The sequence below is a fragment of the Pseudomonas sp. UBA5568 genome, assembly GCF_002425525.1.
Taxonomy (GTDB): Bacteria; Pseudomonadota; Gammaproteobacteria; order Pseudomonadales; family Pseudomonadaceae; genus Aquipseudomonas; species Aquipseudomonas fulva.
This window is the reverse complement of sequence record NZ_DIMK01000056.1, coordinates 47,686-62,567: the sequence shown is the minus strand read 5'-3', so window position 1 is coordinate 62,567 and position 14,882 is coordinate 47,686. Positions and strand designations below refer to the sequence as shown.

Sequence of the window (14,882 nt, the reverse complement as noted above, 5' to 3'; positions counted from 1 at the left end):
CCGTCTCTGGATTGCCATGATCGTTCATCCCACCCAGGGTGTGCTGCGAGTGCTGTTCACCCTCAAAGGGTCGATCATCAAACAGATCGCCCTGCGCTGCCTGATGGTCACACTGCTGGCGGCGGTCATCGTCCTGGTCGAACGGCATTACCCAGCGTTCTTCTATCCGGTCAGCGCTACGCCGTTCACCTTGCTCGGCTTGTCGCTGTCGATTTTCATGAGCTTTCGCAACAACGCGTGTTACGACCGTTGGTGGGAGGGCCGCAAGGCCTGGGGCAGGTTGATCGTCGAGATTCGGTCGTTCACTCGCGAAAGCGTGGTGATCGCCGATGCCGCGCTACGCGCCGAGATGCTGCGCAGCCTGTGCGGGTTCGCACAGGCGCTCAATGCCAGGCTGCGAGACGAAGACGACCTGGCTGCCGCGCGGCCCTGGCTGGGGAATGCCGAGGCGGTCAGCCCTCACAACGTGTGTAACGGCATCCTCCTGCAACTGGGCGAGCAGTGTTCGCGGCTGACCGAGCAGCAGGGCTTGTCCGAGTGGCGCTACAACCTCCTGGCGCAGCGGTTGGCGGGCCTTGGGGAGGTTCAGGCCACCTGCGAGCGGATCAAGGGCACGCCGTTGCCCTTCCCCTATACCTTGCTGCTGCACCGCACCATCTACATCTTCTGCCTGTTGCTGCCGTTCGCCCTGGCCGAACCGCTAGGCTGGCTGGCACCGCTGTTCACGACCATCGTGGGGTACACCTTCTTTGGGCTCGATGCCATTGGCAACGAGTTGGAAGACCCGTTCGGCCGCGACGAGAACGACCTGCCTACCGATGCCATGGTGCGAACGGTGGAGCGTGATGTATTGGCCGCACTGGGGCAGACGCCGCTGCCGCCAGCGCTGTTGCCGGTGGGGTATGTATTGAGTTGAACGCGCTGCGAAGCTCGAATGAAGCGGTCACCCACAAGCGCTGATACAGGTGCCCGGGGTGAGATTCGCTGCAGTCAGGCTACCGAAGCCAGGCTTGCCCTGGCCTGGTTCAGGCCCTTTTCATGGAAATCCCCGCTCATGTTCAGGCCCTCGGCATGAATGAATGTCACGTCGTGAATGCCAATGAAGCCCAGCACCTGCCGCAGGTAAGGCTCCTGATGGTCGCTGCCAGCCCCTGCATGGATGCCGCCGCGCGCTGTCAGTACGATGGCGCGCTTGCCATTCAACAGGCCCTGAGGGCCGGTGGGCGTGTACTTGAAGGTGATCCCGGCGCGCAGCACATGGTCCAGCCAGGCCTTGAGGGTGCTGGGTATGGTGAAGTTATACATGGGCGCCGCCAGCACCAGCACATCGGCTGCCAGCAATTCGTCGGTCAGCTGGTTGGAGCGCTCCAGGGCTTGGAGCTGTGTTGCACTGCGCTGGTCTTGCGGGTTCATCCAGCCGCCGAGCAGGTCGGCGTCCAGGTGCGGCACCGGGTTGGCCGCCACGTCACGCACGGTAATCTGGTCGGTCGGGTGAGCGGCACGCCACTGGGCGGTGAAGTCCCGGGTCAATTGGCGGGAAATCGAGTCCTGCTGGCGTGCACTGCTTTCGACGATCAGAACGTGGGACATGACGGCCTCCATTGGGCTGGGATAAATGCGATGGAGGAAGGTTAGCGCTTGACCTATCGATGAAAAAGCGTAAATAGTCGGTACGATTTATCGATTAATTAGTTTATTCAGCCGCGCAGTTCACGGTGACGCGCAGCTTGATGATCTGACGGGTGAACTTGGCGGTGACGTCGGCGCGTTTGCCGGCCGGCACATTTATCCGGCGCACCCGCGGGGCTTCAGGACCGTTGCGAAAGGTCACCTTGCAGGCGGCGGGCACCTGGCCGTAGTTCTCCAAGGTAATGGCGCCCAGGTCATAGGCCGTGTCGTAGGCAGTGGCGTCGACCTTTACCCCGTCCATGTGTTTTTCCATGTCGATGGGATAGGCAAAAGCGGTCACCGGCAGGCATAGCAACAATGCCGCACAATAGTTCTTCATGGGCGTTCTCCTTGTGTAGAGCGCAGCTTAGGCCAACAGGAGCAGGACATGAAAGCGCCGCGCGTGACGCTGGATCAATGGCGGACCTTGCAAGCTGTAGTCGATCACGGCGGCTTTGCCCAAGCTGCCGAGGTGCTGCACCGATCGCAGTCATCGGTCAGTTATACCGTGGCGCGCATGCAGGAACAGTTGGGTGTGCCGTTGCTGCGCATCGACGGCCGCAAGGCGGTGCTGACCGAGGCAGGCAGCGTGCTGCTGCGCCGCTCGCGGCATCTGGTCAAGCAGGCCAGCCAATTGGAAGACCTGGCGCACCACATGGAACAGGGTTGGGAAGCCGAGGTGCGCCTTGTAGTCGATGCGGCCTACCCCAGCGCGCGCCTGGTACGTGCCCTGGCCGCCTTCATGCCGCAAAGCCGCGGCTGTCGCGTGCGCCTGCGCGAGGAAGTGCTGTCCGGGGTCGAGGAGGTGATGCTCGAAGGCATCGCCGACCTTGCCATCAGCAGCTACAGCATTGGCGGCTACCTGGGCGCGGAGTTGAGCGCCGTGGAGTTCGTGGCCGTGGCTCACCCAGACCACAGCCTGCACCGGCTGGGACGCGAGTTGACGTTCCAGGACCTTGAAAGCCAGTTGCAGGTGGTGATTCGAGATTCGGGCCGCGCTCAGCCACGCGATGTGGGCTGGCTTGGCGCCGAACAACGCTGGACGGTCGGCAGCCTGGGTACGGCTGCCACCTTCGTCAGCAGCGGGCTGGGCTTTGCGTGGTTGCCGCGGCATATGATCGAGCGCGAGCTGCGTGACGGTGTGCTCAAACCGCTGCCGCTGGACCAGGGCGGTAGCCGCCATCCGCTGTTCTATCTTTACGCGAGCAAGGAGAAGTCCTTGGGCCCGGCCACGCAGATCCTGATCGACCTGCTGCGCAACTTTGACACGGCGCCGTTGGATGTGCCCTTCGCAGCCCCGGCCCAGGCGTGAGGGTGATGGCCAGGGCCGGCTGCGAACGCCGGCCCCGGCTGGCTGTCTGAGCGGGGTGCAACACCTCGCGATCAGCCCTGACACACGTTCAAACGCTGCGCCTGTGCTCGGCCCGCAACCTGCACTGGCAGACGTCGAAGATTCACGGCACGCTATTGCCCTTGTTCATTGCGATGTATCCACCGTACCGGCGGCCCTCGAAAGCCGCCGCCTCCACTTTGAAGGACCTTTGCGCCCATGCTGAAAAAACTGCTGCTTACCGCCTGTTCCGTCGCGTTCGCCACCAGTGTCATGGCTTCCGACAAGACACCGCACGTTGTGCTGGACACCAGCTTCGGCCAGGTGGAAATCGAGCTCAATGCCGAGAAGGCACCTGTCAGCACCAAGAACTTCCTGCAGTACGTGGACAGCGGCTTCTACAACAACACCCTCTTCCACCGGGTAATTCCGGGCTTCATGGTGCAAGGCGGCGGTTTCACCGAACAGATGGTGCAAAAGGGCACCAAGGACCCGATCCCCAACGAAGCCAGCAATGGCCTGCAAAACACCCGCGGCACCCTGGCCATGGCCCGCACCTCGAACCCGAACTCGGCCACCAGCCAGTTCTTCATCAACGTGGCCGACAACGATTTCCTCAACCCAGGCCGGGACGCGGGTTATGCCGTGTTCGGCAAGGTAACCAAGGGCATGGAAGTGGTCGACCAGATCGTCAATTCGCCCACCACCGTCAAGAAAGGCATGCGTGACGTGCCTGCCGACCCGGTGTTCATCAAGTCGGCTAAACGCATCGATTGATCACGGGTCTCACAGGGACGTGACCCGATTACCGGTCGGTTGAACAGGAGTTTCAACGCTGATGCTGTACCGTCGTTTCGAGCAACTGATCGACATCTTCCGCGACGCCCCCAGTGAAGCGCCGCCCAGCGGCGTATGGGCGTTCTATATCTATTATCTGCGCCAGGTATGGCCGAGCTTTCTGGCCTTGCTGGTGGTTGGGCTGATCGCTTCGTTGATCGAAGTGGCCATGTTCAGCTTCCTGAGCCGCATCATCGACCTGGCCCAGGGCGCGCCCAACGCCCGTATTTTCAGCGAGCACAGCGGCGAGTTGATCTGGATGCTGGTGGTGGTGCTGTTGCTGCGTCCGTTGTTCTTCGGGTTGCATGACCTGCTGGTACACCAGGCCATCAACCCGGGCATGACCAGCATGATCCGCTGGCAGAACCACAGCTACGTGCTCAAACAGAGCCTGAACTTCTTCCAGAGCGACTTCGCCGGGCGCATCGCCCAGCGCATCATGCAGACCGGCAACTCGCTGCGCGACTCCGCGGTGCAGGCGGTGGATGCGTTATGGCATGTGCTGATCTATGCCATCACGTCGCTGGTGTTGTTTGCCGAGGCTGATTGGCGGTTGATGTTGCCCTTGGTGATCTGGATCGTGTGTTTCATTGCTGCCTTGGCGTATTTCGTGCCACGCGTCAAAGCGCGCTCGGTGGTGTCGTCCGAGGCCCGCTCTAAGTTGATGGGCCGCATCGTCGATGGCTATACCAACATTGCCACGCTCAAGCTCTTCGCCCATACCGATCACGAACAGCAGTACGCCCGCGAGGCCATCAGCGAGCAGACCGAGAAAACCCAGTTGGCTTCGCGGGTGATCACCAGCATGGACGTGGTCATCACAACGTTGAACGGCTTGCTGGTCGTCGGCACTACCGGGCTCGCCCTGTGGCTGTGGAGCCAGTCGCTGATCACCGTGGGGGCCATTGCCTTGGCGACGGGTTTGGTCATCCGCATCGTGAACATGTCGGGGTGGATCATGTGGGTGGTCAACGGCATTTTCGAGAACATTGGCATGGTGCAGGATGGCCTGCAGACCATCGCCCAGCCCGTCACCGTCACCGACCGCCCTGCTGCCCCGGCCTTGAAGGTCACCCAGGGCGCCGTGCGGTTCGAGAACGTGCGCTTTCATTATGGGGAGGCGAGGAATGTGATCGAGGGGCTGAACTTGGCGATCAGGCCCGGGGAAAAGATCGGGTTGATTGGGCCGTCGGGGGCCGGGAAATCGACCCTGGTGAATTTGCTGTTGCGTCTGTACGACGTGCAGGGTGGGCAGATTCTGATCGATGACCAGGACATTGCGCAGGTGAGCCAGGCAAGCCTGCGTGCGCAGATCGGCATGATTACCCAGGACACATCGTTGCTGCACCGTTCGATCCGCGAGAACCTGCTGTACGGCCGTCCGGATGCGACTGAAGCCCAGTTGCAGGAAGCGGTGCGCCGCGCCCGCGCCGATGAGTTCATCCCTCACTTGTCGGACGCCCAGGGCCGTACCGGCCTAGATGCGCATGTGGGTGAGCGTGGGGTGAAATTGTCCGGCGGCCAGCGCCAGCGCATCGCGATTGCCCGGGTGCTGCTGAAGAACGCGCCGATTCTGATCATGGATGAGGCCACATCGGCGCTGGATTCGGAGGTGGAAGCGGCGATTCAGGAGAGCCTGGAAACGCTGATGCAGGGCAAGACCGTGATCGCCATCGCCCACCGGCTTTCCACCATTGCCCGCATGGACCGGCTGGTAGTGCTGGACAAAGGTCGCATCGTGGAAGTGGGCAGCCATGCGCAGTTGCTGGAGCAGCGGGGGTTGTATGCGCGGCTTTGGCAGCATCAGACAGGTGGGTTTGTGGGGGTTGATTAGGTGAGGCCTCGGCTTTGAGGTTTCAGGCTTGAGGAGGGAGATGAAACCTCGCGCCTGCTCAAAACCCGGGGCCGCTGCGCGGCCCATCGCGGCCGGTCCCACCCCTGATAGCGCTGGCCTTCGGGTGTCATGAAGGTGAGCAATTCTTCAAAGAGCAACTGCTTGCGCCGACTTGGAGGCTAGCAAACTTCCGGGTAGGAGCGGCCTTGCCGGGGCGCCGGACCGGCCGCGATAGGCCGCAAAGCGGCCCCACTCTGATAGTGCTGGCCTTCAGGTGTCATGTAGCTGAGCAACTCTTCAAAGAGCAACTGCCTGCGCCGACTTAGAAGCTAGCGAACTTCCGGGTGGGGGCGTCCCAAGTCAAAGGCTGTAAAACTGTCTCTCTCAAAAGCCGGGGCCGCTGCGCGGCCCATCGCGGCACGAGGCCGCTCCCACCCCTCATAGCGCTGGCCTTCGGGTGTCATATAGCTGAGCAACTCTTCAGCCTGCGCCGACTTAGAAGCTAGCGAACTTCCGGGTAGGAGCGGCCTTGCGCCGCNNGGGCCGCAAAGCGGCCCCAAGTCATAAGCTGTAAAACTGTCTCACTCTGCCCACTTCAATGGCCAGCTACCCTTGCAATGACTACGCAAGGAGGTAGCCATGATAGGCCGAGGTTCTCATCGCTTGCGTCTGGGCAGGTTCTCCGAACCTGGGCGTTTATACCTGCTGACCACCGTCACCCGAAACCGTACCCCACTCTTCAAACACTTGTACTACGCCAGGGCCGTGATCCAGCAATTGCGACTCACCGCTACGCACCGTCAGTGTCAAAGCCTCGCCTGGGTACTGATGCCCGATCACCTGCACTGGCTAATCACGCTCGGCCACTGCAGCCTCGGCGAACTGATGCGTGAGTTCAAATCACGCAGCAGTTGCGCGCTTTACAGGCAAGGCGCCGAGCACCAGCGGATCTGGCAGCCTGGCTTCCATGACCGCGCCCTGCGCCGTGACGAACAAGTGCGCAGGGTTGCTCGCTACATCATTGCCAACCCGATCCGCGCTGGCCTGGTAACGCGAGTGAGCGACTACCCACACTGGGACTGTGTCTGGCTCAATGCCCCTCGTTCCGGCGATAAGGCAACATCTCCCGTGCCTGCGCAGCATACGCCATCATCCCTTCACGCTCCTGGAGCAGAAAATCGGCCACCGCCGTGCGCAACCCGGGATGCAGCAGATAATGCCACGACCGGGTGATCACCGGCTCGAACCCGCGGATCAGCTTGTGCTCACCCTGGGCGCCAGCATCGAAACGTTGCAGCCCATGGGCAATGGCGAAGTCCATACCTTGGTAGAAGCACGTCTCGAAATGCAGGCGATCGAATTCGGCCAGGCAGCCCCAGTAACGGCCAAAGAAGCTGTCGCCACCTATCAGGCTCAGTGCCATTGCCACATCTCGCCCGGCCTGGCGGGCCATTACCACGCGCAGGGCGTGGGGCATGCGCTCGGCCAGCAGGCTAAAGAACTCGCGGGTCAGGTAAGGCGCCCGGCCGCGCACGGCGTAGGTGTTGGCGTAGCACAGGTAGACGAAATCCCATTGGGCTTCGTCCAGTTCGTCACCCCGATACCAGCGAAAATCGATGCCCTGCCCCGCCACCTGCTCACGCTCCTTGCGCATCTGCTTGCGCTTGCGCGAACTGAGGGTGTCGAGAAAATCCTGGAAATCGCGATAGCCGCGGTTCTGCCAGTGAAACTGGCAACCCAGGCGCTCCATCCAGCCCGGCAGACGCGCCATCTGTACATCCAATGCAGGCTCGGTGAAGTTGATGTGGGCGCCGGACAGGGCGGCTTTGCTCAGGTACTCGGGCAAGGCTTGCAGTAACAAGTGCCCGGCTGCCGGATCGGCCGTCAGCAAGCGCGGGCCACTGACCGGGCTGAACGGCACGGCCCCCAGCCATTTGGGATAGTACGCGATGCCCGCCCGTTCGCAGGCGTCCGCCCAACCATGATCGAACACGTACTCACCGTACGAATGCCACTTGCGGTAACCCGGCAGCAGCGCTTGCACCTTGCCCTCATGCTCAAGCACCAGGTGTTCGGCCGCCCATCCGGTGGTGCGCGCGACACTGCCACTGTCTTCCATCGCACTGAGAAAGGCATGGCTGAGAAACGGCTGGCCCGCAGGGACCAAGGCGTCCCAGGTGGCAGCTGGCATATCACGTAAATGAGCAAGGCTATACAGACTGGTCACAGGGTCGGCTCGCGGCATCAAGGCCCCCAGTATCACCAAGCCGGGCGCCGGACTCAAATGACGATCGCCTGGCGGCCTTCACTTCACAACAGTGCCACTATTCCGACATTAATCTGTCACTCGCCCCCGCAATACTTGCGCCTGTTTTCCGGAACCACAGAACCTGTCTATTCAGGCCCTTTCGGAGACGTGCCAACACAGGGGCGGGCGCTCGGCGTCCCCCATCTTATTCAGTAGGGAGAACCGTATGCGTCTTGTTTCTACACTTACCGGAGCAAGCCTGACCGGCATGGTGCTGGCCATGAGCACCACTCCGGCCAGTGCGGCCGTTGACGCCAAGCTGCTCGAAATGCTCCGCGCCAACGGCTCGATCAATCAGGCGCAATACAGCGAGCTGCAGGCTGACCTGGCCCAGGAAACCAAGGAAAAGGCCGCTCAGAAAGCCCAGTCCGAGCGCATGAGTTCGTTCGAGCAGAAAGTAGCCTGGGCAGCGAAGACTCAGATCAAAGGCGACGTGCGCCTGCGTTATGAAGACGTCAACGTGGACAACCCGATTTCCCGCAGTGGCAACCAGGACCGGGAACGTGTGCGTGCCCGCGTCGGTTTCTACAGCGAAATCAACCCGCAAGTAGACGCCGGGGTACGGGTAGCCACCGGCAGCAGCGCCGATGCACGTTCGACCAACCAGAGCCTGGACAACTACTTCGAGAAGAAATCGCTGTGGGTCGACCTGGCCTACCTCGACTGGCACCCCACTGCCGTGCCGAACCTGCACCTGATCGGCGGCAAGATGATGCAGCCCTGGGTGAGCATGGGCGACATCATCTGGGACAGCGACATCAACCCTGAAGGCGTAGCCGCCACCTACAAGACCAACCTGGGCCCTGCTGAAGTGTTCGGCAGCATTGGCCACTACAACCTCAAGGACAACGTCGACGGCGACGGCGTGCAGTTCAAGCACGATGCACAGCTCTACGCCGCGCAGCTTGGGACCAAGTTCAACGCAGCCGATACCGTCAAGGTCACGGTGGGCGGCAGCGTGTACGGCTACGACAACGACAAGTCATCTGCGGCCCTGCGCTCGCTGGGCAACACCACCGACGAATTCAACCTGGTCGAAGGCTTTGGCCAGGTGGACTTCACCGGCTTCGCCATCCCGCTGTCGGCCTATGGCCAATTCGTGAAGAACACCGAGAGCACCGATGGTCAGGACAAGGCCTGGCTGGCGGGTCTGAAGAGCAAGATCGGGGCATGGAGCCTGGACTACAACTACCGCGACGTGCAGCGCAATGGCGTCGTGAGCCTGTTCACAGACTCGGACTTCGGCAACGGCTTCACCGGTTCGCGCGGCCACAAGTTCAAGGTTGGCTATGAGATCGACAAGAACTTCGCACTCGGTGCGGCCTACATGATGGCCAAAACCGACTACTCCAACCTGCCCAACAGCAACGCCGATGTGGATACGCTGCAGGTGGACCTGGAAGCCAAGTTCTAAGCATCGCCAAGCTGCAAACGGCCGCCCCCATCCGGCCGTTTGCGCGTTTATGCGGGCATCGCCCGCCTTGCCGGCTTAGCGTTTGCGCAATATCACGCTGCCAATCGAATACCCCGCCCCGAACGAGCTGAGCACCCCCAACGCACCTTGCGGCAAGTCATCCTGATACAAGTGGAAGGCAATGACCGACCCTGCCGAACTGGTGTTGGCGTAGCGGTCCAGGATCACCGGTGCTTCCTGTTCACTCACTTCGCGCCCCAGCAGCTTCTTGACGATCAGGTGGTTCATGCTGAGGTTGGCCTGGTGCAGCCAGAAGCGCGCCACGTCGCTGGGCTGAAGGCCGTTTTCCTGCAAATGCTCGCCTACCAGCTCCGCCACTTTCGGGCACACCTCGCGGAACACCTTGCGGCCTTCCTGGATGAACAGCTTGTCTGCGGCGCCCTCGCCCTCCTCTGCTGCGCGGTTGAGGAAACCGAAGTTGTTGCGGATGTTGTTGGAAAACTCGGTCCACAGCTTGCTGCTGACCACGTCGAACTGGTGCACCGAAGTGGCTCGATCGGCGCGTTCGAGCAGCACCGCGGTCGCCGCATCGCCAAAGATGAAGTGGCTGTCACGGTCGCGGAAATTAAGGTGGCCGGTGCACACCTCAGGGTTGACCATGAGCACGGCACGCGCCTGCCCCAGCGCCACGCTGTTGGCGGCGGTCTGGATGCCGAAGGTGGCTGACGAACAGGCCACGTTCATGTCGAACGCAAACCCCTGGATGCCCAGCGCCTGCTGCACTTCGATGGCAATGGCCGGGTACGGGCGCTGCAAGTTGGAGCAGGCGACGATGACCCCGTCCACATCGGCCGCGCTGCGGCCAGCGCGCTCCAGCGCCTGATGTGCCGCTGCCACGGCCATTTCGCACAGCACCGACGGTTCGTCGTTGGCGCGCTCTGGCAGGCGCGGTTTCATGCGCTGCGGGTCGAGGATGCCGGCCTTGTCCATGACGAAGCGGCTCTTGATACCGGAGGCCTTTTCGATGAACGCCGCATCGGACAGCGGTGCGGCTTCGACCTCGCCACGCTCGATGGCCTGGGCGTTGTCCTGGTTGAATTGCTGCGACCAGGTGTTGAAGGACGCTACCAGTTCTTCGTTGGAGATGCTCTGGGCCGGGGTGTACAGGCCGGTGCCGCTGATCACGACATTATGCACGGTCGTTCCTCTGTTCGTGGGCCATCGCCACCCGGCGCTGGCTGGAAATACACTGGATTAGTGGCACTTTAGTACTAACTTCACGACGAGGGCCAAGCCCTTGTTTGACAGTAGCCCGTCTCACTTAAGCCATCACCCCGCGAGCGGTGAATGGACAAGCGAAGCAGGGCTGCCCGCACTGGGCCGCCAAGCGGCCTGACATTGTCTCAATAGTGCCACAACTGTGTGAGTTTAGCCTTCCACCAGGCTCCACTGCTTGCTCAATCGCTTGTCTGAAATCGGCACTTTTGTGCCCAACTGCTGGGCGAACAGCGACACGCGGTATTCTTCCAGCCACCAGCGGTACAGGGCCAGTTGCTCGTCGCGCTTGCCTTCCTGAGCATGTTTGTCGGCACGGGCCTTGTACTGCGCCCACAGATTGGCCAGTTCGCCACTCCATACCCGGTCCTTCTGCACCTGAGAACCCAACTTCTCCAGGCGCAGCTCGATGGCCCTGAGGTAGCGTGGCAGTTCCTTGAACCATACCGCCGGCGTTTCGCGCACAAAGCCGGGGTACACAAGGTTGCCCAACTGCTGCTTGATATCGTTCAGGGCCACGGCCTGGCTCAGGTCGATCTTGCCCTTGAAGCGTTTCTGCAACCCGTGCCACAGCTTCAGCACCTCGAGGGTTTGCCGCGCCAGGCGCTCGGCATGTTCGGCCCAGCTGCCCCGCTTGCGTTCGGCCAGCGCCGCCAGCGCGGCACCTTCACGGGGCAATACCGGCTCACCGTCGAGGATGCAACTGTCCAGGCTTGCCAGCAGAATGTCCTCGACCAGCGCGTCGACCCGGCCCATGTCGCGGTACAACAGCCCCAGTTCAGTCAGGCCAGGCAGTTTGCCACGCAGGAACTTGGCCGGCTCGGCCAGCTGTTGCAACAGCAGGCGCTGCAAGGCGCGGCGGTGCTGGAAGTCGGCCTCGGCCTGGGTCGAGAAGCGGCCTTCACGCACCGTGCCGTTATCCTCGACCAGTGCCGGGTAAACCGTCATCGACAGCCCTGCGATCTTTTGCTGCGCCGTGGGCTTCACTTCGCTGAAGGCCTTGGCCTGCACCGGCTGCTCGCTCTTGGCATCGCCTGGCACCGCCAGGGCTGCCTGGCTGGCAGCGGCGAACCGCGCCGTAAGCTCAGCCAGGTCACGCCCTTCACCCAGGAACTTGCCCTGCCCGTCGACCACCTCGATGTTCATGCGCAGGTGACCTTCAACCAGGCTGACCGACTCGTCCCAGGCGTCATCGGGCACGCGCGCACCGGTCATGCGCAGCAGTTCATGGCCCAAGGCCTGGGGCAACGCGCCTTGGCCAAACGTCATGCGGGCCAAGGCGGCCTTGACGAAGTCCGGCACCGGCACGAAGTTCTTGCGCAGGGCCTTGGGCAAGTTGCGAATCAGCGCCACGCACTTGGCCTCGAGCAGGCCGGGCACCAGCCACTCCAGGCGCTCGCCCGGCAGGCTCGGCAACAGGGGTGCCGGCACCCGCACGGTCACGCCGTCACGGGGGTGATTGGGCTCGAAGTGGTAGGTCAACGGCAAGCGCAGTTGGCCGACCTGCAAGCTGTCGGGGTACTGCGCGGCGGTCACCTCACTGGCCTCGCGCGCCAGCACGTCTTCCTCGCGCATGATCAGCAGGTTGGGATCTTTCTGGCTGCCCATGCGGTACCAGCTGTCGAAGGTGGCCGTCTGGTGGATCTCGGCCGGCAAACGCGCTTCGTAGAAGGCATAGAGCGTTTCTTCGTCGGCCAGAATATCGCGACGGCGGGCCTTGGCCTCGAGGGCGTCGAGCGTTTCGAGCAGGCGCTTGTTGGCCGCCAGGCACTTGGCCCGCGACTGGATCTCACCGCCCACCAGGGCTTCACGAATGAACAGCTCGCGGGAGGTGGCCGGGTCGATGGGGCCAAAGTGTACCGGCCTGCGGCCGACCAGGATCAACCCATACAGGGTGATCTGCTCATAGGCCACGACCTGTCCGCGCTTCTTCTCCCAATGGGGCTCGAAGTGGTTCTTCTTGATCAGATGGCCGGCCAGCGGCTCGATCCAGTCCGGCTCGATGCGCGCGACCACGCGGGCATAAAGCTTGGTGGTTTCCACCAGTTCGGCCGCCATGACCCACTGCGGACGCTTGCGCCCGATACCCGATGACGGGTGCACCCAGAACCTGCGCTGCCGCGCGCCTTGGTAGTCACCGTCTTCGGTCTTGTGGCCTATCTGGCTGAGCAGGCCGCTGAGTACGGCTTTGTGCAGCTTGGGGTAGTCGCACGGTTCCTTGTTGACCGTCAGTTGCAGCTCGCGGCAGATCAGCGCCAGCTGGCGATGGGCGTCGCGCCACTCGCGCAGGCGCAGGTAATTGAGGAACTGCTTGCGGCACCAGTTGCGCAAGGGGTTGGCCGTCAGCGCCTGGCGCTGTTCCTCGAAGCCCCGCCACAGGTTGACCAGTGCGGCGAAGTCCGAATCCACGTCCTTCCATTGTGCGTGGGCCTGGTCGGCGGCCTGCTGGCGCTCAGGGGGGCGTTCGCGTGGGTCCTGCACCGACAGGGCGCTGGTGACGATCAGCACTTCCTGCAGGCTGCCCAGGCGCGCGCCTTCGAGCAGCATACGGCCCAGGCGCGGGTCGATGGGCAGCCGCGCCAGCTGACGCCCGACCGGCGTCAGTTGGTTTTCACGGTTGACCGCCGAGAGCTCTTGCAGCAGGTTGAAACCGTCGCTGATCGCCTTGCCGTCTGGCGGCTCGATGAAGGGAAACGCGTCGATGGCGCCCAGGCGCAGGTGCAGCATCTGCAGGATGACGGCCGCCAGGTTGGTGCGCAGTATCTCGGGGTCGGTGAAAGCCGGCCGGCTGTTGAAGTCTTCTTCGCTGTAAAGGCGCACGCAGATACCCGGCTCCACCCGTCCACAACGGCCCTTGCGCTGGTTGGCGCTGGCCTGGGACACGGCTTCGATGGGCAGGCGCTGCACCTTGGCGCGGTAGCTGTAGCGGCTGATGCGGGCCGTACCGGTATCGATCACATAACGGATGCCGGGCACCGTCAGCGATGTTTCGGCCACGTTGGTGGCCAGCACCACACGCCGCCCGGCATGGGGCTGGAAGATCCGTTGCTGCTCGGCTGGCGACAGGCGCGCGTACAGGGGCAGGATTTCGGTATGGCGCAGCTGCGCCTTGCGCAGAATCTCGGCGGCGTCGCGGATTTCGCGCTCACCGGGCAGGAAGATCAGCACATCCCCCGGGCCCTTGCCCTGGCCGCGCTCGTGCTGGGCCAGTTCGTCGAGGGTGGCGAGGATAGCCTGGTCGACGGTGAGGTCGTCCTCGATCGGGTTGCCCTCCTCGTCCTGTTCGCTGGTCAGCGGGCGGTACCAGGTTTCCACCGGGAAGGTACGGCCGGACACCTCGATGATGGGCGCGTTGTCGAAATGCTTGGAGAACCGCTCCAGGTCGATGGTGGCCGAGGTGATGATGAGCTTGAGTTCGGGCCGCCGGTGCAGGAGGGTTTTGAGGTAGCCGAGCAGGAAGTCGATGTTCAGGCTGCGTTCGTGGGCTTCGTCGACGATGATGGTGTCGTAGCGTTCCAGGAAGCGGTCGTGCTGGGTTTCGGCCAGCAGGATGCCGTCGGTCATGAGTTTGACCAGTGTGTTGGCATCGCTCTGGTCTTCGAAGCGCACCTGGTACCCCACCAGGCCGCCCAACGGCGTGCCCAACTCCTCGGCCACCCGGGCAGCGACACTGCGCGCGGCGATCCGGCGTGGCTGGGTGTGGGCGATCAGGCCATGGCTGCCACGGCCCAGTTCCAGGCAGATCTTGGGCAGCTGGGTGGTCTTGCCCGAGCCGGTTTCGCCAGCGATGACCAGCACCTGGTGTTCGGCCAGGGCCTTTTTTATCTCGTCGCGCTTGGCGGCGATGGGCAGGCTGTCGTCGTAGCGCACCAATGGCACGCTCTGCTGGCGGGCGGTGACCTGGGCGCAGGACGCCTGCACCCGCTCAGCCCACTGCGCCAGCTTCGCCTCGTCGGGGCGCTTGCGCAGTTCGTGCAACTGGCGCCGCAGGCGGTGGCGGTCGGCGATCATGGCGTGGTCGAGGTTTTGCAGCAGTTTGTCGATGGCGTGGTCAGTCATTGGGCTTTTCGGTGATGCAGGTGGGCCTGCGGTGTGATCGGCATTCGAAAGAGGTGTGATTGTCGCAGATTTGGTTAGTGCGTGCTGGGGGTGCTTGAGCGGTTGGGCTGGCGGGTCGGTGTGAGGGTTCAGTTTCTCTCGGCGGGGGGTGTAGCTG

At 62.8% G+C, this 14,882-nt stretch carries 10 protein-coding genes and 1 pseudogene; 6 read left to right on the top strand and 5 right to left on the bottom strand.

Annotation, left to right across the window (positions count from 1 at the left end; all coding sequences use genetic code 11):
* Nucleotides 1-16 precede the first annotated feature (16 nt).
* Nucleotides 17-916 carry a bestrophin family protein gene (locus B2S33_RS19180; RefSeq protein ID WP_028686838.1) on the top strand — a complete coding sequence of 300 codons (900 nt, stop codon included), beginning with the start codon at nucleotides 17-19 and terminating at the stop codon, nucleotides 914-916.
* Nucleotides 917-990: 74 nt separating this feature from the next.
* On the opposite strand, the gene B2S33_RS19175 is transcribed toward B2S33_RS19180, so the two are convergent.
* Together B2S33_RS19175 and B2S33_RS19170 are read right to left on the bottom strand one after the other, a co-directional pair.
* Nucleotides 991-1,590, bottom strand: coding sequence for an FMN-dependent NADH-azoreductase (locus tag B2S33_RS19175; protein WP_027915809.1), 600 nt, complete (start codon nucleotides 1,588-1,590; stop codon nucleotides 991-993).
* Between the two features lie 103 nt (nucleotides 1,591-1,693).
* Nucleotides 1,694-2,008 (bottom strand): hypothetical protein, encoded by a 315-nt coding sequence (locus B2S33_RS19170; protein WP_027915808.1) that lies wholly within the window; start codon nucleotides 2,006-2,008, stop codon nucleotides 1,694-1,696.
* A gap of 48 nt (nucleotides 2,009-2,056) precedes the next feature.
* Between B2S33_RS19170 and B2S33_RS19165 the strand changes: the two genes are divergently transcribed.
* The 4 genes and pseudogenes from B2S33_RS19165 to B2S33_RS19150 all read left to right on the top strand — a co-directional run.
* The gene (locus B2S33_RS19165; protein ID WP_027915807.1) at nucleotides 2,057-2,980 is read left to right on the top strand and encodes a LysR family transcriptional regulator; all 924 of its coding nucleotides are present in this window, start codon (nucleotides 2,057-2,059) and stop codon (nucleotides 2,978-2,980) included.
* Nucleotides 2,981-3,217: 237 nt separating this feature from the next.
* Nucleotides 3,218-3,775, top strand: a complete 558-nt coding sequence (locus B2S33_RS19160; protein WP_027915806.1) for a peptidylprolyl isomerase — start codon at nucleotides 3,218-3,220, stop codon at nucleotides 3,773-3,775.
* 61 nt (nucleotides 3,776-3,836) lie between these two features.
* Nucleotides 3,837-5,669, top strand: a complete 1,833-nt coding sequence (locus B2S33_RS19155) for an ABC transporter ATP-binding protein (RefSeq protein ID WP_288650861.1) — start codon at nucleotides 3,837-3,839, stop codon at nucleotides 5,667-5,669.
* Between the two features lie 639 nt (nucleotides 5,670-6,308).
* A pseudogene (locus tag B2S33_RS19150) lies at nucleotides 6,309-6,761 on the top strand (REP-associated tyrosine transposase); the annotation flags it as partial.
* Here the strand turns inward: B2S33_RS19150 and B2S33_RS19145 are convergent.
* Nucleotides 6,760-7,896, bottom strand: a complete 1,137-nt coding sequence (locus B2S33_RS19145; protein ID WP_288650870.1) for a GNAT family N-acetyltransferase — start codon at nucleotides 7,894-7,896, stop codon at nucleotides 6,760-6,762. The pseudogene B2S33_RS19150 and the gene B2S33_RS19145 overlap by 2 nt on opposite strands.
* A gap of 247 nt (nucleotides 7,897-8,143) precedes the next feature.
* On the opposite strand from B2S33_RS19145, the gene B2S33_RS19140 reads away from it, so the two are divergent.
* Nucleotides 8,144-9,391, top strand: coding sequence for a putative porin (locus B2S33_RS19140; protein ID WP_027915803.1), 1,248 nt, complete (start codon nucleotides 8,144-8,146; stop codon nucleotides 9,389-9,391).
* A 75-nt stretch (nucleotides 9,392-9,466) separates the two neighbouring features.
* Here the strand turns inward: B2S33_RS19140 and B2S33_RS19135 are convergent, their stop codons facing one another.
* Together B2S33_RS19135 and hrpA are read right to left on the bottom strand one after the other, a co-directional pair.
* Nucleotides 9,467-10,588: a beta-ketoacyl-ACP synthase III gene (locus B2S33_RS19135; protein WP_110607529.1), complete on the bottom strand. Its 1,122-nt coding sequence runs from the start codon at nucleotides 10,586-10,588 to the stop codon at nucleotides 9,467-9,469.
* A gap of 231 nt (nucleotides 10,589-10,819) precedes the next feature.
* Entirely contained in the window at nucleotides 10,820-14,725 is a 3,906-nt protein-coding gene (gene hrpA / locus B2S33_RS19130; protein ID WP_027915801.1) for an ATP-dependent RNA helicase HrpA, read from the bottom strand.
* Between the last annotated feature and the right edge of the window lie 157 nt (nucleotides 14,726-14,882).